At 73.2% G+C, this 19,194-nt stretch carries 11 protein-coding genes; 4 read left to right on the top strand and 7 right to left on the bottom strand.

Features of this window, described 5'->3' with window-relative positions:
• Nucleotides 1–89: 89 nt before the first annotated feature.
• Complete coding sequence (locus tag AB0F10_RS16470) at nt 90–5,354, bottom strand: diguanylate cyclase (protein ID WP_360624745.1); 5,265 nt, start codon at nt 5,352–5,354, stop codon at nt 90–92.
• Nucleotides 5,355–5,394: 40 nt separating this feature from the next.
• A complete protein-coding gene (locus AB0F10_RS16465; RefSeq protein ID WP_360624742.1) occupies nt 5,395–6,030 on the bottom strand; it encodes an adenylate/guanylate cyclase domain-containing protein in 636 nt (211 codons plus the stop codon).
• Nucleotides 6,031–6,201: 171 nt separating this feature from the next.
• On the opposite strand from AB0F10_RS16465, the gene AB0F10_RS16460 reads away from it, so the two are divergent.
• The gene (locus AB0F10_RS16460) at nt 6,202–9,045 is read left to right on the top strand and encodes an AAA family ATPase (protein WP_360624739.1); all 2,844 of its coding nucleotides are present in this window, start codon (nt 6,202–6,204) and stop codon (nt 9,043–9,045) included.
• 162 nt (nt 9,046–9,207) lie between these two features.
• Nucleotides 9,208–9,978, top strand: a complete 771-nt coding sequence (locus AB0F10_RS16455) for a DUF5995 family protein (protein ID WP_360624819.1) — start codon at nt 9,208–9,210, stop codon at nt 9,976–9,978.
• A gap of 80 nt (nt 9,979–10,058) precedes the next feature.
• Here the strand turns inward: AB0F10_RS16455 and AB0F10_RS16450 are convergent, their stop codons facing one another.
• From AB0F10_RS16450 to AB0F10_RS16430, 5 genes are read right to left on the bottom strand one after another with little or no spacing between them, the layout of a single operon-like run.
• A complete protein-coding gene (locus tag AB0F10_RS16450; protein ID WP_360624736.1) occupies nt 10,059–10,619 on the bottom strand; it encodes a hypothetical protein in 561 nt (186 codons plus the stop codon).
• 35 nt (nt 10,620–10,654) lie between these two features.
• Nucleotides 10,655–12,013 (bottom strand): HAMP domain-containing sensor histidine kinase, encoded by a 1,359-nt coding sequence (locus AB0F10_RS16445; RefSeq protein WP_360624733.1) that lies wholly within the window; start codon nt 12,011–12,013, stop codon nt 10,655–10,657.
• A 34-nt stretch (nt 12,014–12,047) separates the two neighbouring features.
• Nucleotides 12,048–12,737, bottom strand: coding sequence for a response regulator transcription factor (locus AB0F10_RS16440; RefSeq protein WP_360624731.1), 690 nt, complete (start codon nt 12,735–12,737; stop codon nt 12,048–12,050).
• Between the two features lie 29 nt (nt 12,738–12,766).
• Entirely contained in the window at nt 12,767–14,008 is a 1,242-nt protein-coding gene (locus tag AB0F10_RS16435) for a sigma-70 family RNA polymerase sigma factor (protein ID WP_360624729.1), read from the bottom strand.
• Nucleotides 14,005–14,364: a YciI family protein gene (locus AB0F10_RS16430; RefSeq protein WP_360624726.1), complete on the bottom strand. Its 360-nt coding sequence runs from the start codon at nt 14,362–14,364 to the stop codon at nt 14,005–14,007. The genes AB0F10_RS16435 and AB0F10_RS16430 overlap by 4 nt, the downstream gene beginning before the upstream one ends.
• A 474-nt stretch (nt 14,365–14,838) precedes the next feature.
• Here AB0F10_RS16430 and AB0F10_RS16425 point away from each other — a divergent pair, with 474 nt between their 5' ends.
• Both AB0F10_RS16425 and AB0F10_RS16420 read left to right on the top strand, forming a co-directional pair.
• Complete coding sequence (locus tag AB0F10_RS16425) at nt 14,839–18,198, top strand: discoidin domain-containing protein (protein ID WP_360624723.1); 3,360 nt, start codon at nt 14,839–14,841, stop codon at nt 18,196–18,198.
• Between the two features lie 175 nt (nt 18,199–18,373).
• Complete coding sequence (locus AB0F10_RS16420; RefSeq protein ID WP_360624719.1) at nt 18,374–18,748, top strand: VOC family protein; 375 nt, start codon at nt 18,374–18,376, stop codon at nt 18,746–18,748.
• Nucleotides 18,749–19,194 lie beyond the last annotated feature (446 nt).

The following is a 19,194-nucleotide window of genomic DNA, read 5'->3' as shown; positions in this document are numbered from 1 at the left end:
CGACGCGGCGAGCCTACCGGGCACCTACGACGAGTCTTGTAAGGCCGACCGTGAGCGCCATTACATAACAGCGACGAAAGGGACGAATACTACTGCTCGTGAGCCACGACACGGTTGCGGCCGGCCTGCTTGGCCGCGTAGAGCCGGGCGTCGGCCCGGCCCAACAGGGTGTCGGCGGTCGCGTCCTCGGGGCGCAACCGGGCCAGCCCGACGCTGATCGTGACCGGGATCGGCCCGGACCTGGTGTCGATCGGTGAGCCGCCGACCACGGCGCGCAGCTGCTCCGCGAGCCCGGGACCGGACTCGTCGATGCCGGGCAGCAGCACCGCGAACTCCTCGCCGCCGTACCGGGAGACCAGGCCGTCCTTGGGCAGGCCGACGAGCAGCCGGCCGACGACGCCCTTGATCACGTCGTCGCCGGTCTGGTGACCGTACGCGTCGTTGATCCGCTTGAAGTGGTCGATGTCGACCATCAGCGCGGTCACCGGGCCGCCCTTGGCCCGGGAAACCGTCAGCGATCGCTCGGCGAGCTCGAAGAACCGCCGCCGGTTCGCCACGCCCGTGAGGCTGTCCGTGGTGGCCAGCTCGTTCACCCGGCTGAACAGCCGCGCGTTGTCGTAGGCGACCATGCCCTGGCTGACCAGCGCTGCCGCCACGCCGAGGTCCCCGGCCGCGTACGCGCCCGGCCGGTCCGACGCGAGCACCAGTACGCCGACCGCGCCGTCGCGGTCGTCGAGGGTGACCGTGAGCCAGCTCTGCCCGGTCGAGTCGTCCAGGGAGCCCGCCCAGGGCGGCGTACCCGCGATCATGTCGGCCTGCCGGTTGTCCAGCAGCGCCTGCAGCTCCGGATGATCGGCGAGGGTCAGGGTCAGCGGCGCCGGGCCGCCGTGCACGACGATCTCGGTCGAGGACGACGTGCCGAGCAGCAGCCAGCCCCGGTTGGCGCCCGGCGTCTGCCGCGCGGTGAGCAGCAGCCGGCGCAGCACCAGCTCCGGGTCGAGCGTGCCGGTGAGCCGGGCCATCGCGCGGCGCAGCGTCTCGGCGATGTCCCGCTGGCGGTTGGCGGCGGCCACCGCGACCTCGAGCTGGGCGGCGCGGGCCGTCTCCAGGCCGACGGCGATGTGGTGGGTGATCGCGGTGAGCACGTCGGCGTCGTCGACGTTGAAGACGCCCTTGGCGACCCGGCTGTCCAGGTAGACCACGCCGAGCAGGCGGTCGTCCAGCTCGAGCGGCGCGACCAGGATGCTGCGCAGGCCGTACTGGACGACGCTCTGCGCGCCCAGCGCCGCACCCTCCTCGGTGCCGGTGACCACGAGCGGCTCGCGGCTGTGCCGGACCCGGTCGACGACGGTGGCGCTGTAACCGGAGAGTTCCGCCAGGTCCTGCCCGCCGCAGTCGCGACCCAGGTACGGCGCGAGCACCTGCGTCTCGGCGTCCATCAGGAACAGGATGGCGCGCTCGGCGCCGAGCAGCCGGGTGGTCTCGTCCAGTGCGACCCGGGTGAGCCGCTCCGGGTCGATGACCCGGGACGCCGCCAGGCTGAGCTGCTCGAGGGCGGCCCAGCGCTGCCCGGCCCGGCCCCGCGCGGGCACGACGGGCGCGCGGTTGCGGCGCCCGGTGTCGAGCCGGAACTCGGCGGCGACCCGGCGCGCCCGGTGCGGCCAGCCCTGCGCCTCGGCGATGCTCGCGGCCATCCGCGCCTGCCGCTCGGCCTCGCCGGTGCTGCCGGTGGCGAGCAGCGCGCGGGCGCGTACCAGGGCGGCCTCGAAGGCCGGCAGCGGCGCGTCGACGTGGCGCAGCAGCGGCTCCGCCGCGGCGAGCAGGTCGAGCGCGGCGGCGCTGCGCTCGGTGTCGAGCGCGAGCAGCGCGGCCCGGGCGATCCGGTGGTGCGCGGCGACGATCGGACGGCGGGTGACCCGACCGAGGCTGGCGACGGCGGCGCGGGCCGCCTCCACCGCGGCGTCGCGCTCCGCCGGCGCGGCCCGGCGGGCCTGCTCCAACCGGCCGTACGCGAGAAAGACGTAGTAGCCGAGCTGAGCCGGCAGCAGATCGTTCGGCCGGACCCCCAGCGCGTCGAACTCGGCGACGGTGTCGTCGAAGGCGGCGCCGAGGTCGTCGCGCTCGATGGCGGCGAGCAGCCGGGCGGCGTGGGTGTGGATGACCTCGTGGATGCCCTTCGGCCGGTCGTCGACGCGGGCCAGGGCCGCGAGCGCCTCGCCGGCGCGTCCGCGCAGGGCCAGCAGGCCCGCGTCGACGGCCACCACGGCACTGCGGTCGGCGTGCCCGCCGGCGTCCAGGCAGCGCTGCCGGCCCGGGTGGGCGGCCTCGGCCGCGCCGACCTCGCCGCGCAGCACCCAGTCCCAGCCCAGCACGGTGTAGCAGTCCAGCATCAGGCCGACGTCCAGGAAGCGCTCGCGCTCCACCAGGACCTGCCGGATCCGCTCGCCGTCGTCGGCGCCGCTGCCGTGGCAGGCGACGCCGGTCATCCAGTCGATCCGGGCGACAAGCGTCGGGTCGCCGAGCTCGTGGGCGATGCTCAGGGCGCTGTCCGTGATCCGGTCCGACATCCGCTGCAGGCCCAGCATGCGCAGCGCGAGGGTCAGCGCGACCATGTCGCGAGCCCGCTCGGGAGAGGGGCCGAGCCGGCTGGTCGGGTGCAGCATCCGCATGCCGTAGAGCAGGGACCGCAGCGGGCGCATGGTCCGCACGCTGCCGGAGGCGCCGTAGTGGTAGAGCGTGGTCTGCAGCCGCAGGCGCTCGCGGTAGGCGCCCTTCGCGGTGCCGTAGCCCAGCCGGGTGAGCCGGATCAGGCCACCGACGATCAGCATCCAGAAGCTGGACAGGGCGGAGAGCACCGGGTTGGCGGGCAGCGGGTGGCCGAGCTCGGTCAGCCCCTGCTCGACGGCGCGCACCTGCTCGGCGCCGCCCCAGTTGCTCTCGTGCACCCGGGCGAGCATCAGGTGCACGTGCGCCCGCTCGGTGCCGTCGGTCGACTTGTCCAGCGCGGCGTTGAGCGTGGTGATCGCCTCGTCGAAGCGGCCGTTCTGGTGGTACGCGGTGCCGAGCAACTGCAGGAACGCGCTGCCCAGGGCGATGCCGGCCGCGGCGGCGGCCTCGGCGGCGTACTCGAGGTAGATCAGTGCCGTGTCCGGTGCGTGCTCGGCGATCGCGTGTGCGCCGGCCGCGTGACCGACGCGCACCATCCGGGCCGGGTCCCGGCCCGGGTCGCCCAGCGCGCAGTGGCGGGCGAGGGCGTAGACGTCGGCGTCCGGCTTGCGGTCCAGGACGTCGGCGATCCGCTGGTGCAGCTCGCGCATCTCCTCGTCGGGGATGCCGTCCAGCAGCGCGATGCGGATGCCGTCGTGCAGGAAGCGGTGTGCGCCGTCGCGGTGCTCCACGAGCCCGCGGCGGATCGCGTCGGAGAGCACGTCGATGACGCGCCGGCGGTCGACGCCGGCGACCTCGGCGACCAGGCCGGGCGCGAACGAGGTGCCGACGACGCCGGCGACCCGCAGCAGGCGGCGGCTCTCCTGATCGAGTTCGCCCATCCGGCGCAGCACGAGCTGTGCCGAGTCGGCGGGCAGGGCGAGATCGCGGATGCCGGCCGCGTCGATCTGCCAGACGCCCCAATCCGGCAGCAGCAGGCCCGCGTCCATCACGGCCTTGGCGTACGCCAGGGCGACGAACGGGTTGCCGCCGGTGAGCATGGTGATCATCTCGGCGCTCTCGGCGTCGATCCGGTTGCCGCCGGAGACCGACTCGACGAGCGTGCCGACCTGCTCGGCGTTCAGGGCCGGCAGGGTGATGTCGGTGTCGCGGGCCGGGCCGAGGCGGGCCAGGGCGGCCGCGACCTCGGGCGCGCCCTCGTCGTCGCGGGCGGTCGCGAGCACCAGCAGCGGCACGCCCGACAGGCCGGCGGCGACCTGCTCGAGGACCCGGACGGTGCCGTCGTCGTACCACTGGACGTCCTCGAGGTGCAGCAGGACCGGTCCGGCGCCCTTGGCCAGGCCGGTGAGCAGGTCCGCGACGGCGGCCGAGTGCCGCTCCAGGCCGATCTCGCCGGCCACCTCCGGGACGCCGAGCAGCTCGGCGAGCACCGGGGACAGGCTGGTGACCAGGGCGGCGCCCTGCCCGGCCGCGGTGCGCAGCAGGGTGGCGGCCGCGGCCCGGCCGGCCGGTTCGCGCAGCAGGCCGCGCACGTATTCGTCGACCGCCGCGCGGATCGGCGCCATCGGCCGGCGCTCGCTGGGCGTGGCGCCGCCGTGCAGCACGATTCCGCCCGCGGCGGTGACCGTCGCGGCGAGTTCGGCGGCGAGCCGGCTCTTGCCGGACCCGGCCGGCCCGCGCAGCACCGCGATGCCGCCGCGGCCCGCGACGGCGTCGGCCCAGCGGGCGCGCAGCGTCCCGAGCTCGGCGTCGCGGCCGGTCAGCGGCGCCGCGGCGATGACGGCCGGCCCGTCGTTCAGCGCCAGCGGGAAGATCGCGTCGGGCTCGACGGCGAGCCGGCGCAGATCGTTGAGCAGCCCGTGAGCGCCCTGGTAACGGTCGTCGGGGTCCTTGGCCAGCAGCCGGACGATGATCGCGGCGAACGACGCGCTCAGGCCCGGCGCGAGGGCCCGGGGATCGGGTACGGGGGCGGTCGCGTGCAGGTGCAGCAGCTCACCGACGTCGGAGGCGGCGAACGGCGGCGCCCCGGTGACGCACTCGAACAGGACCGCGCCCAGCGCGTAGAGGTCGGAGCGGGCGTCGACCGGGCGGTTGAGCATGCCGGCCTGCTCGGGTGCGCAGTAGGTCAGCGTGCCGGCGACCGCCTCCGCGAGGGTGGCGTGCCCGCCCGCGGCCTCGGAGGCCCGGGTGGCCAGGCCGAAGTCGACCAGCCGGGCGGCGCCCTGGGGCGTAACGATGATGTTGTCCGGTTTGACATCGCGGTGCACCAGGTCGCACTCGTGCGCCGCGCGCAGCGCCCCGGCGATGTCGGCGCCGATCTGCACGGCGGCGCGCTCGCGGATCGGGCCGCGGGCCAGCTTGGCGCCGAGCGTGTCGCCCTCGATCAATTCCATGACCGCGTACGGGCGGCCGCCGGCCATGCCGACCTTGTGTACGCGGGGCAGCCCCGGGCTCACGATGGCGGCGAGCAGCGCGCTCTGCCGACGGAACTCCTGTGCGGTCTCGGGGTGCTGCTCGGCGTCGTGGCGCAGCAGCCGCAGGGCGTAACCGCGGCCCCGGTAGCGGACCTCGTGCACGACGGCCTGCGCGCCCCGGCCGATCTCGCCCAGCACTTCGAACCCGGCGGCGTCGCCGGGTTCGAATTGGATCTGCTCCGGCTCTGCCGGTAGCGATGGCGAGACACCCACGGAGCCTTTATCGGCGCGCGGCAAGCCCGCTGAAGGATTGTCAGCCGCACGCCTGCAACGCGCGCCCGGCGGCCGGGACCTGCGGATGCAGCGCCCGCCACAGCTCGACCGGCGCCGCCTTGCCGGCCACGGACACCGGCGGCATCTCCTGGTAGGCCACCGCGGCGTCGGTGACGTCGCGGGTCGTGGCGCAGACCACGACCGTGTCGTGCGGCGCGTACGCCTGCAGCCGCGACGCCGTGCTCACCACGCTGCCGCTGACCATGCCGTACCCGCCGTCGCGGGTCTCGTCCAGGTCGACGATGGCGTCGCCGGTGGCCAGCCCGACCCGGGTGCGCACCGGGAACCGGCCGGCCAGGAGGCGCCCCCGCAGCGCCTCCTGCACCCGCAGCCCCGCCCGCACCGCGCAGGCCGCCGCGCAGGCGACCTCGGCCGGGGTGCCGGCGGCGGGTCCGAGCGCGCCGAACACCGCCATCACCGCGTCCCCGATGAACTTCTCCACGACGCCGCCGGCCGCGCGCACCGCGGCGGAGACCGTGGCGAAGTAGTCCACCTGCAGGTCCCGCACGTCCGCGCAGTCCATCTCGTCGACGATGCTGGTGAAGCCCACGATGTCGACGAACAGCACCGTCACCGCCTGTCGCCGGCAACGGATGCCGGCAGCCGTCCTGTTCATGTCCCACGCTCCTTCGCCCGCGTTGGCGAAAAGAACGGTGCCATTGCGAGGCGAATGGCGGATCTGCAGAATGACGTATCTGTGACAGCCGGGTGCACGGTCGAATATGTGACGCAGAACCGTCCGAACCGACGAGAACCTGCTACCGGGATCGGCACTAGGCTGCCACGCATGGCCAGCGAGGGGGACGACGCGCCACTTGTCGGACGTACCGGCACTTTGACCGCGGTTCGCACGGACCTGCTGGGGGCGGGTCCCAGCGGCACCGCGGCGGTTTTCGTCACCGGTGAGAGCGGGGTCGGCAAGAGCCGCCTGCTGCGCGAGACGGCCGGCGCGCTGAGCGACGCCGGGACCGCCGTGCTGTTCGGCACCTGCCTCGACATCGGCGACGCCTCTCCCCTGCACCCGGTGCTGCAGGCGCTGCGGCGCGCCGGCGTGCACACCGAGCCCGGCCCGGCCGACGCCCAGGACGGCGCGGGTGCCCTGCTCGAGCGGGTCTCCCAGCAGCTGCGATCGCTCGCGCAGGGCCGCCGGCTGCTGCTGGTCCTCGACGACCTGCAGTGGGCCGACCGCAGCACCCGTCAGCTGCTGCTCTATCTGCTGGCGGGCCTCGGCGAGCTCAACCTGTCGGTGCTGGCCGCCGTCCGGGCCGAGTCGCTGCACGGGTCGCACCCGCTGCGCCGGGTGCTGGCCGAGCTGCGCCGGCTGCGCTCCGTACGCGTGCTGGACCTGGCCCCGCTCGACCGCGACGCGACCGGTGAGCTGGTGGCCGCGATCGCCGGCACCGAGATCGCGCCGGAGGACACCGAGCGGGTCTTCAAGCGCAGCGGCGGCAACCCGTTCGTCGTCGAGGAGCTGGCTCGCGACCTGCGCGACGGCCGGGTCGAGCTCTCCGACACGCTGCGCGAGATCTTCCTGTCCCGCGTCGACGAGCTGCCGCCGCACGCGCACGAGGTGGTGCACGCGGTCGCGGCCGGGGTCGAGCCGGTCGAGCACGCCCTGCTGGCCCGGGTGCTGCCGCTGGCCGAGGCCGAGCTGATCGAGGCGATCCGGGCCGCGGTCGCGCACCGCTTCGTGACCAGCGCCAACGACGGCTACCGGCTGCGCCACCGGGTCGTCGCCGAGGTTCTCGAGCACGAGGTGCTGCCCGCCGAGAGCGCCGCCCGGCACCGCCGTTACGCGGAGGCGCTCGAGGCCGCGCGCAGCGGCCCGGATCACGCCCGGCTCGCGCACCACTGGCGGCAGGCGGGCGAGCCGGACCGGGCGCTGCCGTCGGTCGTCGCCGCCGCCCGCAGCGCCGAGCTGATGTACGGCTACGCGGAGTCGCACCGCCACTGGACCCTCGCCCTCGAGCTGACCGGCGACGACGCGCAGCACCGCACCGAGCTGCTGGCGAACGCCGCCGAGGCCGCGCACCGCTGCGGCGAGCACCAGCTGGCTCTGACCCGCATCGAGGAGCTGGCCGCGCGCCCGGACGGCCCCGGCCGGTGCGAGATCCACCTGCGCCGGGCCCGCTACCTGGCCTCGGCCGGGCGGTCCACCACCGCCGAGAGCGAATACGAGAGCGCGCTCGCGGTCGACGCGTGCACGCCGGTGGAGAAGGCCAGCGCGGCGGCGCACCTGGCCGAGCTGCTGGTGCAGCTGGGCCGCTACGCCGACGCCGGGGTCCGCGCCCGCGAGGCCCTGGAGCTGGCCGAACGCGCCGACGGCTCGACCGCTGACCTGGTGCGGGCCAGCGCCGCGCTCGGCTTCAGCCTGGCCTTCCGCGAGGACCCCGACGCCGGGCTCGCGGTGATCCGGCAGGCCGTGGAGATCGCCGAGCGCTCGGGGCACCCGGACGACATCGGCTGCGCCTACCTACACCTGGCCGAGCTGCTCACCGGCCCGCTGAACAGCGTCGAGGAGGGCGTGCTGGTGGCGCGCCGGGGCGCCGGGAAGCTGGCCGCGATCGGCCTGGGACGCACCTATCAGGCCCGGCTGCTGGCGATCGCCGCGAACGGGCTCTTCCGGATCGGCGACTGGGCCGAGGCCGAGCGGGTGCTGCAGGCCGCGATGAGCTACCGCCCGTCCGGCGCGGACGCGGTCGAGCTGCTGCTCTCCCGGTGCCGGCTCTGGGTCGGTTTCGGCGACGTCGAGCAGGCCGACCGCGACCTGGACGCCGTCGCCACCATCCTGGCCGGCGGCGGCGCCCGGCACGTCATGCCGATGCTGACGCTGCGCGCCGGGCTCGCCATGTGGCGGGGCCGGCACGCCGACGCCCGGGCGGCCGTCCAGCGCGGCCTGACCGAGACCCGCTCCGACGACCTGGTGCTGCTCGGGGTGCTGGCCTGGCACGGGTTGCGCGCCGAGGCCGAGGCGCAGGCCGGCGGCGAGGTGCCTGTCGACCCGGGCGCGGTCCGGCGGCTGCAGGTCGTGGTCGACCGGGTGACCCGGGGCGCGGGCAACGCGGCGCCCGCGGTCCGCGCCGTCGTCGACGGCTACCTGGACCTGTGCGCGGCCGAGCAGAGCCGGATCGACGAGCGCAACGACCCCGACCTGTGGGCCCGCGCCGCCACCTCCTGGGACCGGCGCAAGCAGCCCTACCCCGCGGCCTATTCGCGGCTGCGGCAGGCCGAGGCGTCGTTCGCGCGCCGGTCGAGCCGGTCCACCCGCAACCGGGCGGCGGCCACGGCGGCGCTCCGCGAGGCGTACGCGACCACCCGGACGATGGGCGCCAAGCCGCTCGCGGCCGAGATCACCGCGGTGGCGGCCCGGGCCCGGGTGGCCCTGACCGGCGACGAGGACACGGTGCCGCACCCCCCGCCGGGCCGGGACACCGGCGATGAGCTGGCGGTTCTCACCGAACGCGAGCGCGAGGTGCTGGCCGCGGTGGCCGAGGGGCTGACCAACCGGGAGATCGGCCAGGCCCTGTTCATCAGCGAGCGCACGGTCGGCGTGCACGTCGGGCACATCTTCGACAAGCTGCTGGTCCGCACCCGGGTGCAGGCCAGCCGGGTCTACCTACGGGCGGCGTGACCTTTTCGTTATCTACGTACCCGGAATACGTCGTTCTACCGATCCCCCCGTACGTCGCCGATGGAAGGCTGACGTTCGTTCGGGGGAGCACCGCCCGGCGCACCGCGTCGGGCGGTGCTGGGGACCTCCGCCGTGAAGTTTCGTGTGTGGAGGACCGCTATGATCGCCGACTCCGTCTGGGGCCCCGTGCAACGGGACATGGCCGCAGTGCTGGCCGGGCACCCGGACGACGTGCCGGCCGTGGTCGACCAGCTCACGAAGCTTCAGGACGTGCTGTGCCGGGTGCCGCCGCTGCTCGACAGCAACCCGCTCGCCGACTTCAACAAGCTCTACCTGACCATCACGACCAACGTGCTGGAGCGCCTGTACGCCGGCCGGTTCGCCGACCCGGCGTTCCTGGCCCGGCTGGACGTCGAGTTCGCCGCCCGCTACTTCGACGCCCTGCGTCAGTGGTCGGACGCGAGCGCCGGCTGCCCGCGCGCCTGGACCGTGCTGTTCCACCGCATCCCCGGGCCCGACGCCCGGCCCCTGCCGTCGGCGGCCGCCGGCGTCAACGCACACATCAACTACGACCTGCCGTTCGCGCTGGTGACGACGTTCGACCACCTGGGCTCGGATCCGGTCGACGACAGCGACCAGCACCACGACTACCTGCAGATCAACGACATCTTCGCCGAGTCGATCCCGGGCCTGCGCCGCGGCATGCTCGAGAAATGGCAGCTGATCATCGACATGATGAACGGCGACCTCGACGACTGGTGGCAGGGCGAGCTGATCGAATACACCCGCAACGTGGCCTGGCGCAACGCGCAGAAGCTCTGGGCGGTCCGCCACGACCTGCCGGCGCTGGGGCGCGAACGGATCCATCTGGACCGCACCGCGGAGGCCTTCGGCAAGCTGCTGATGTCTCCGATGGGCGCGATCCTCCAGTAGCCCGACGGACTTTACTCAAGGGGGCGGGAAGGGCCCGCGCTCGTCCAAGAGCGTGGGCCCTTCTCATCGCGGCGGCCCGGCTACCCGATCGCGACGAGGCGGGCGACGTTCTTGTCGCCGTCCTCGGCGCCGGCCACCCAGACCTGCGCACCGGCCTTGATCGCCGCGGCGTCGACGGTCGTGCGGTCCTGCACGACCCTGAGCTTGTCGCCGAGCGTCCAGGTCAGGGCGAAGCCGTCGGAGGACTTGACGCTCACGGTGGTGGCGGTGACGGCGGTGACGGTGCCCCGCTGCACCAGCACCGTCCTGACGCCCTTCTTGCCCTGCACCGTCAGCTCGCCGTGCAGGGTGTTCTTCCCCAGGAACCTGCGCGCACCGGCGTGCTTGCCCCGCTTGTCCTTGCCCTTGACCTTGCCCGGCGCGGCCGAGGCCGAGGCCGACGCGCCCGGTGCGGCCTCCAGCCCGGTCTCCAGCCCGGTCTCCAGGCCGACCTCCTGCAGCGCGTACGCCTCGTCGGCGACGTCCGCGACGGTCCCGGCGGAGACACCGGGCGTACCCGTGACGGCGCCGCAGGCCGTCAGCGTGAGCAGCCCGGTGAGGCCCAGCGAGGTCAGGGTCAGCGCGATTCGGGTTCGTGTCATGCCGAGCACCCTGCGCCCGGGTTGCACGGGCCGGGTCAGCGTCCTGTTCGGGTTGTGTAAGGAAGCGTCACCGTGAACATCGCGCCGCCCTCCGGGGCGTGGCCCGCGGCGATCGCGCCGCCGAGCCGGCCGACCAGCCGGGCGGCGAGCGCCAGGCCGAGGCCGCTGCCGGTCTTGCGGATCCCCCGGTAGCGCTGGTGCAGGGCGCCGCGCTGGAAGGCGACGGACAGGTCCTCGTCGGTGAAGCCGGGGCCGCCGTCGCGGATCTCGACCACCCCGCCGTGCTCGCCGGCCCGCACCGCCAGCACGAGCGGGGCGCCGGGCGGCACCACGCGCAGGGCGTTCTCGCAGAGCCCGTCGATGACCTGGCGGATCCGGCCGGGGTCGGTGTCGACGAGGATCGAGGCCTGCGGCAGCTCGGTGAGCAGCCGCGGCCCGTCCGGCACGCAGCGCGTCGCCCAGGCCTCGGCGGCGGAGCCGACCAGGTCGACCAGGTCCACCGGCACGACGTCGACCGGCAGGTCGGCGGCCTCGAGCCGGGCGAGCACCAGCAGGTCCGAGATGAGCCGGTCGAGCCGGTCCGCCTCGGCGAGCATGGTCTGCCCCGCGCGCGGTGTGCCGTCCGCGCCGATCACCCCGTCTGCGAGGGCCTCGGCGTACCCCCGGATGGTGGAGAGCGGCGTGCGCAGCTCGTGCGAGACCGACAGCAGGAAGTCGCGTTCGCGGCCCTCGCTGATCTGCAGGGCCGCGCCGAGCTGGTTGAGTGCCGAGGCCAGCTCGGCGACCTCCTGGGGCGGGCGGACCGCGAGGCGCACCGACCGGTCGCCGGCGGAGAGCAGGCCCGCGGCCACCGCCGCGTGGCGCAGCGGCCGGGCGATGAAGCGCGCCAGCAGCGCGCCGGCGAGCAGGCCGCCGACCAGCCCGGCGAGCAGCGCGATCCAGACGCCGCGGAGCACCCTGGTCGCGGTGCCGGAGGCGGCGGCGCGGGTCAGCACGACGCCGCTGTTGTTGCCGCGCAGCGTGCGCCCGACGATCAGGACCGACCGCCCGCCGATGATCCCCCGGGTGTCGACGTCCGTGCCGCCCGCCACCTGGGTGATCACCCGGTCCGGCAGCCCCGCGCGGTCGACGGCGCCGCGCCTGATCAGGTAGACGTCGACGCCGTCGGCGCGCAGCCGCGAGACGATCCGCTCGCGGGCGATCGGGCGTTCGGTGGCGAGCAGTTCGACGGCGATGGCGGACTTGTCCAGCAGGTCGTCGCGGGCCGCGCTGTTCGCCGTGCGCACGGCGATGGGCAGCGCCACCATCGCGGTGACGATGACGGCGACGACCGCGGTCGCGGCGGTGACCAGGACTATCCGCCCGGAAAGCGTGCCCAGGAATCCAGGGCGCATCTGGCGCGGGCCGCCATGATCCGCCAGAGGCGCTCTAGGCATCGGCGGTGTAGCCGACGCCGCGGACGGTTCGGATCAGGTTCGCGGCCGGGCCGAGCTTCGCGCGGACCTGGGCCACGTGCACGTCGACCGTGCGGGTGCCGGCGTGCGACGCGTACCCCCAGACGCTGGCCAGCAGCTCCTCCCGGGTGAAGACCCGCCCGGGCCGGCCGAGCAGGTGCCCGAGCAGGTCGAACTCGGTGGGGGTGAGCGAGAGCGCGGTGCCGTCGACGGTGACCAGGCGCCGGCCGGGGTCGAGCTGGAGCGGGCCCAGGGTCCGCACCCGGCCGCCGTCGGGCGGCCCCGCGGCGCGGCGCAGCAGCGCCCGCACCCGGGCCACCAGCTCGCGCGGGCTGAACGGCTTGGTCAGGTAGTCGTCGCCGCCGAGTTCGAGGCCGAGGATCCGGTCGACCTCGTCGTCGCGGGCGGTGAGGAAGACGACGGGGGTCCAGTCACCCTCCTCGCGCAACCGCCGGCAGATCTCGGTGCCCTCCATCCCGGGCAGCGCGATGTCGAGCACGCAGGCGACCGGGCGCATCCGGCGGGCGGCCGCCAGCCCGGCCGCGCCGTCGTGCTCGACGTGCACGCCGAAGCCGTCCCGGGTCAGGTAGAGCCGGACCAGATCCGCGATCGGCCGCTCGTCCTCGACGAGCAGGATCAGGCCCTTGGCGGCGACATCGTTCACTTCCCCATTCTGCCCGGCCCGGGACCCGGTCAATGTTCGGATGTTGTACGGGTCGCCAGCGCGGCCGCCCGCACCGTCAGGTAGCGCTGCTCGGGCAGGCTCTCCGTCATGCCGGCGGCCCGCAGGTAGCAGGCGTGCGCGGCCCGGTGGTCCCCGGCGAGCTCGAGCAGGTGGGCGCGGACGGACTCCAGCCGGTGGTTGCCGGCCATCCGCTCGTCGCCGTCGAGGCCGGCGAGCACGGCCAGCCCGGCCAGCGGCCCGCGCGCCCGGGCGACGGCCACCGCCCGGTTCAGCGTCACGACCGGACCCGGCGAGACGCGTTCGAGGACGTCGTAGAGGGCAAGGATCTGCGACCAGTCGGTCGCCTCGGCGGTGGCGGCCTCGTCGTGCAGCGCCGCGATGGCGGCCTGCAACTGGTACGGGCCCAGCGGCCCCTGGCCGAGCGTGCCGGAGACCAGCGCGACCCCCTCGGCGATGAACTCGGCGTTCCAGAGCGTCCGGTCCTGCTCGTCGAGGGGCACCAGGGCGCCGTGCGCGTCGGTGCGGGCGGCCCGGCGGGCGTCGGTGAGCAGCATGAGCGCGAGCAGCCCCGCCGTCTCGGTGTCGCCGGGCATCAGCCGGTGCAGCATCCGGGTCAGCCGGATCGCCTCGCCGGTCAGGTCGGCGCGCTGCAGTTGCTGCCCGGCGCTGGTCGTGTAGCCCTCGTTGAAGACCAGGTAGAGCACCTGCCGCACGACCCGCAGCCGCTCGGCGCGCTCGCCGGGCGGCGGCGCGGAGAAGCCGAGCCCGGTGGTCCTGATCCGCTGCTTGGCGCGGCTGATCCGCTGCGCCATGGTCGCCTCGGGCACGAGGAAGGCCCGGGCGATCTCGGCGGTGCTCAGGCCACCGACCGCGCGCAGCGTCAGCGCGAGCTGCGAGGGCCCGGACAGCGACGGATGGCAGCAGAGGAACAGCAGCGTCAGGGTGTCGTCCTGCTCGGGCGCGGCGGGCGGGTCGGCCGGCTCGAGCAGCGCCACGTTCTCCTCGCGTGCCCGCCGCGCGCTCTCGCTGCGCCACTCGTCGACCAGGCGCCGCCCGGCCACGGTGATCAGCCACGAGCGGGGGTTGTCCGGCAGCCCCTCGGCCGGCCACTTGAGCGCGGCGGCGAGCAGCGCCTCCTGCACCGCGTCCTCGGCCGCGTCGAACTGCCCGTAGCGGCGCACCAGGACCCCGAGCACCTGCGGCGCGAGCTCGCGCAGCAGGCCCTCGATCGCGGGGGTCTCCGGGCTCACTGCTCGGGCGGGCCGGCGGCGACCTCGCGCAGCTCCACGCGCTGGGCCCAGACGACGACCTCGCCGGCGCGTTCGATCGCGCGCCGCTCGTCGGCGACCTCGAGGATCCAGTAGCCGGCCAGCGACTCCTTCGCCTCCGCGAACGGGCCGTCGGTGACCACGACCTGGCCGTCGACCAGGCTCACCAGCTTTGCCGAGCCCGGATCGGCGAGGCCCTCGGCCGAGACCAGCTCGCCGGACTTCTCCAGGTCGGCGTTGAAGGTCTCCATGAACGCGAGCATCTCGGTGACCCACTCCGGACTGTGTGACTGCGTCATCGTCGCGCCGTCGCCGAACATCATCAGCATGTACTTCATGGCTCAGTCTCCCAGCTCGCGGGCGCCCCGGCCGGGGCACTTCCACCGTTGAGTCGGAGACCCCGCGCGGTTCTCGACATGCTCCCGCGGAATTTCCTCCGTGTCGATGCGACGGCGTGGCCGGCGGCCCGGAGCCGCCGGCCACTCCTTGGAGAGCGCTCTCCAAGTGCCTCCCAAATTCGTCCTCAATCGATCGGATGTCAAGGGAGCCGCATCCGATAAACGGCATTCGACCGTAAAGACGGGGCGACTTTTCGGCCATCGAAGCCCGACTATTGACACGAATGAAAAGCGGGCGTAACACTGCGGCATGCGTGGAGAGCGCTCTCCATGGATCCGTCTCCCCCATGACTCCATCCCCGATCGTCAGGAGTTCCCGTGCATCCGGCTTCCTTCCCGGCACCGCCCCGAGTGCCAAGACCCCGGCGCTGGCGCCGGTTGATCCCCGTCGTCGCGCTCGCCGTGGTAGCCCAGATGGGTGTCCTGCAGCTGACCGCCCGCGCCGCCGATTCGTTGTTGTCGCAGGGCAGGACGGCGACGGCGTCCTCGCAGGAGGGTGCCGACGTCGCGGCGTCGAAGGCCGTCGACGGCGATGCGGGTTCGCGGTGGTCGAGTCAGTTCAGCGACCCGCAGTGGTTGCAGGTCGATCTGGGCGCTACGGCGACGATCAGTCAGGTGGTGTTGCAGTGGGAGGGCGCCTACGGCAAGGCCTACAAGATCCAGACCAGCCCGAACGGCACGGCGTGGACCGACGTCTACTCCACGACCACGGGCGCGGGCGGGACGGAGACCCTGGCGGTGAGCGGCACCGGCCGCTACGTGCGGATGTATGGCACCGCCCGGGCCGGCGGTTACGGCTACTCGCTGTACGAGTTCAAGGTGTACGGCTCGACCGGCTCCACCACGCCGCCCGGCGGCTGCGGGACGGCGAACGCCGCGCAGGGCAGGCCGGCGACCGCGTCGTCGCAGGAGGGTGCCGACGTCGCCGCGGCGAAGGCCGTCGACGGTGACGCGGGTTCGCGCTGGTCGAGTCAGTTCGCCGATCCGCAGTGGTTGCAGGTCGACCTCGGTACGAGTGCGACGGTCTGCCAGGTGGTTTTGCAGTGGGAGGGTGCGTACGGCAAGGCGTACAAGATTCAGACCAGTGCCGATGGCACCGCCTGGACCGATGTCTATTCCACGACCACGGGTGCGGGCGGCACCGAGACGCTGACGGTCAACGGGACCGGCCGGTATGTGCGGATGTACGGCACCGTCCGGGGCAGCGGCTACGGCTACTCGCTGTACGAGTTCAAGGTCTTCACCACCGGCGCAACCACCCCGCCGACCGACCCGACCACGCCGCCGCCGATACCCGGCGACTTCACCACGGTCTGGACCGACGACTTCACCGGCGGCGCCAACACCTCGCCGAACGCGGCCAACTGGCTGCTGCGCACCGGCACCCAGTACCCCGGCGGTGCCGCCAACTGGGGCACCGGCGAGGTCGAGACCGCGAGCAACTCGACCGCCAACGTCTACCTCGACGGCGCCGGCAAGCTGAACATCAAGGCGATCCGCGACGGCGCCGGCAACTGGACGTCCGGCCGGATCGAGACCCAGCGCACCGACTTCGAGCCGCTCGCCGGGCAGCAGACCAAGTTCACCGCGGTGCTCAAGCAGCCCGACGTCGCCAACGGCGCCGGCTACTGGCCCGGCTTCCGCGCGACCGGCGCGGCCTACCGGGGCAACTACAACAACTGGCCGGGCGTCGGCGAGACCGACATCATGACCGACGTCAACGGGCGTAGCCAGCTGTCGCAGACCCTGCACTGCGGCACCGCGCCCGACGGGCCGTGCGCCGAATACAACGGCCGCCAGAGCGGGCTCGCCGGGTGCACCGGCTGCCAGACCGGCTTCCACGAATACACCCAGATCATCGACCGGACCAGGACCGACGAGGAGATCCGCTTCTACCTCGACGGGCGGCAGAGCTGGGTCGTGCGCGAGTCGCAGGTCGGCGTCACGGCGTGGAACGCGGCCGTGCACCACGGCTTCTTCCTCCGCTTCGACCTGGCCGTCGGCGGCTCGCTGCCGAACGCCATCGCCGGCTACCCCACGCCCGAGCCGTCCACCACCTCCGGCGGCGTGCTCAGCGTCGACTCCGTGACGGTGGCCCGCGCCGCCGGCACCACCCCGGCGGCGATGACCGACCCGGCCACCCCGGCGGGCCCGTCGACCGTGCGGGTCACCGGCTCGCAGGGCAACTGGCAGCTGAACGTCAACGGCTCGCCGTACGAGCTGAAGGGCCTCACCTACGGCCCGCCGCAGGCCGCCGCCGACGGATACCTGCGCGACCTGAAGAACATGGGCGTCAACACGATCCGGATCTGGGGCGTCGACGACACCAACACCCCGCTGCTGCTCGACCGGGCCGCGCAGCAGGGCATCAAGGTCGTCGTCGGGCACTGGCTCAACCAGGGCGCGGACTACGTCAACGACACCGCCTACAAGACGAACACGAAGAACGAGATCGTGGCCCGGGTCAACGCGCTCAAGAACCGGCAGGGCGTGCTGATGTGGGACGTCGGCAACGAGGTCATCCTGACCATGCAGGACCACGGGCTGTCCGCCGCCGAGGTCGAGGCGCGGCGGGTCGCCTACGCCCGGTACGTCAACGAGGTCGCGCAGGCGATCCACGCGGCGGACCCGAACCACCCGGTGACCTCCACCGACGCGTACACCGGGGCGTGGCCGTACTACAAGCAGTACGCACCGGACCTGGACCTGCTCGCCGTCAACTCGTACGGGGCGATCGGCAACGTCAAGCAGGACTGGATCAACGGGGGCTACACGAAGCCGTACATCGTCACCGAGGGCGGCCCGTCCGGCGAGTGGGAGGTGCCCAACGACGTCAACGGGGTGCCGACCGAGCCGAGCGACCTGCAGAAACGCGCCGGCTACACGGCCAGCTGGAACGCCATCAAGGCGCACCCGGGCGTGGCACTCGGCGCGACCGAGTTCCACTACGGCCTCGAGAACGACTTCGGCGGCGTCTGGCTCAACACCTTCACCGGCGGCTGGCGCCGGCTCGGATACCACGCGCTGCGGCAGGCGTACACCGGGCAGGCCTCGGCGAACACCCCGCCGGAGATCACCTCGATGTCGGTGAGCAACCAGACCGCGGTCCCCGCGGGCGGGACGTTCACGATCAACGCCGCGGCCACGGACCCGAACGGCGACCTGATCCGCTACAACCTGATGTACAGCGACAAGCACATCACCGGCGGCACCGGGCTGACCAACGTGGTCTTCACCGCCAACGGCAACGGCACGTTCACCGCCCGCGCCCCCGAACAGCTCGGCGTCTGGAAGGTCTACGTCTACGCGTACGACGGGAACGGCAACGTGGGCATCGAACAGCGCTCCTTCAAGGTGATCCCGCCGACGATCCCGGGCACCGAGCTGTCCCGGGGCAAGCCCGCCACGGCGTCGACCTACCAGCCGACGGGCACGAACGGACCGCAGCTTCCCGCGTACGCGGTGGACGGCAACTACAGCACCCGCTGGGCCAGCGAATGGGTCGACACCGCCTGGTTCCAGGTCGACCTCGGCTCGGTGCAGTCCTTCAACCGCGTGCTGCTGGCCTGGGAGGCGGCCTACGCCAAGGGCTACACGGTGCAGGTCTCCGACAACGGCACCACCTGGAACACGATCTACACCACGACGGCCGGCAACGGCGGCTTCGACGACCTGGCAATCTCCGGCTCCGGCCGCTACGTCCGGGTCAACGGCACCGCCCGCGCGACCGCGTACGGCTACTCGCTCTGGGAGCTCGGCGTCTACCGCGGCTGAGCCCCGCATGACCGGCGGCGGACGTCTGGCGGTGGCCGCCGTGCCGGACCGTGGCGCCCTTCACCTGCTTCACCTGGGTGAAGGGCGCCACGGCGCTGTCGTAGGCGTGAACTTCGCGCCGGCCGGCGCGAAACGCATTAACGTCGGAAGGCAACGCCAACTCTGAGGAGCGGCCATGGACAAGGTGGTCCATTTCGAAGTCCCCTACGACGACGCCGACCGGGCACACTCCTTCTATCGCGAGGCCTTCGGCTGGCAGCTTCAGACCATGCCGCAAATGGGCTACACGATGGTCACCACCACGCCGACGGACGACTCGGGACGTCCGGGCGAGACCGGCGGCATCAACGGCGGGATGCTCGCCAAGCAGGGCCCGATCACCAGCCCGGTCATCACGATCGGCGTCGAGGACCTGGACGACGCGCTGGCCCGGGTGGAAAAGCTGGGCGGCTCGGTGACGATCGGGCGCCAGCCGGTCGGCGACATGGGCTTCTCGGCCTACGTCACCGACACGGAGGGCAACCTGATCGGCCTCTGGCAGAACGCCTGACATCCAGCGTCGCCGCCCGCCGCCGAGCGGGGCTCCATTCGGTGGCGGACGGTGAGCGCTGCTCGCCTCACGGGCCTGCGCGATCGGCCATATCCGGGTCTGTGTTGTTGCATTCCTCCGTTACCATGACTGCGTGACAACAGCCAATCTCGCTTGCCCGCTATGCCATGGCACGGAGTTCCAGAATGAAGAATCACGCCAGGACAGTCGGTGGGGATTCACAAGCCACCGCATGACATTGATGATCTGCGTTCGTTGTCGTTATGTGCTTCATTTCTACGACAAGCACAGCATCTTCGATCTCGACTGATGCCACCTCTATCTGCAATTAGGGCAGGCCCGGCAGGGCAGGCCCGGCCCGGCAGGGCAGGGCAGGCCCGGCAGGGCAGGGCAGGCCCGGCAGGGCAGGGCAGGCCCGGCAGGGCAGGGCAGGCCCGGCAGGGCAG

Source organism: Actinoplanes sp. NPDC026623, assembly GCF_040638275.1.
GTDB lineage: Bacteria > Actinomycetota > Actinomycetes > Mycobacteriales > Micromonosporaceae > Actinoplanes.
The sequence above is the reverse complement of the archived record's forward strand: the minus strand, read 5'-3'. Positions and strand labels throughout refer to the sequence as shown.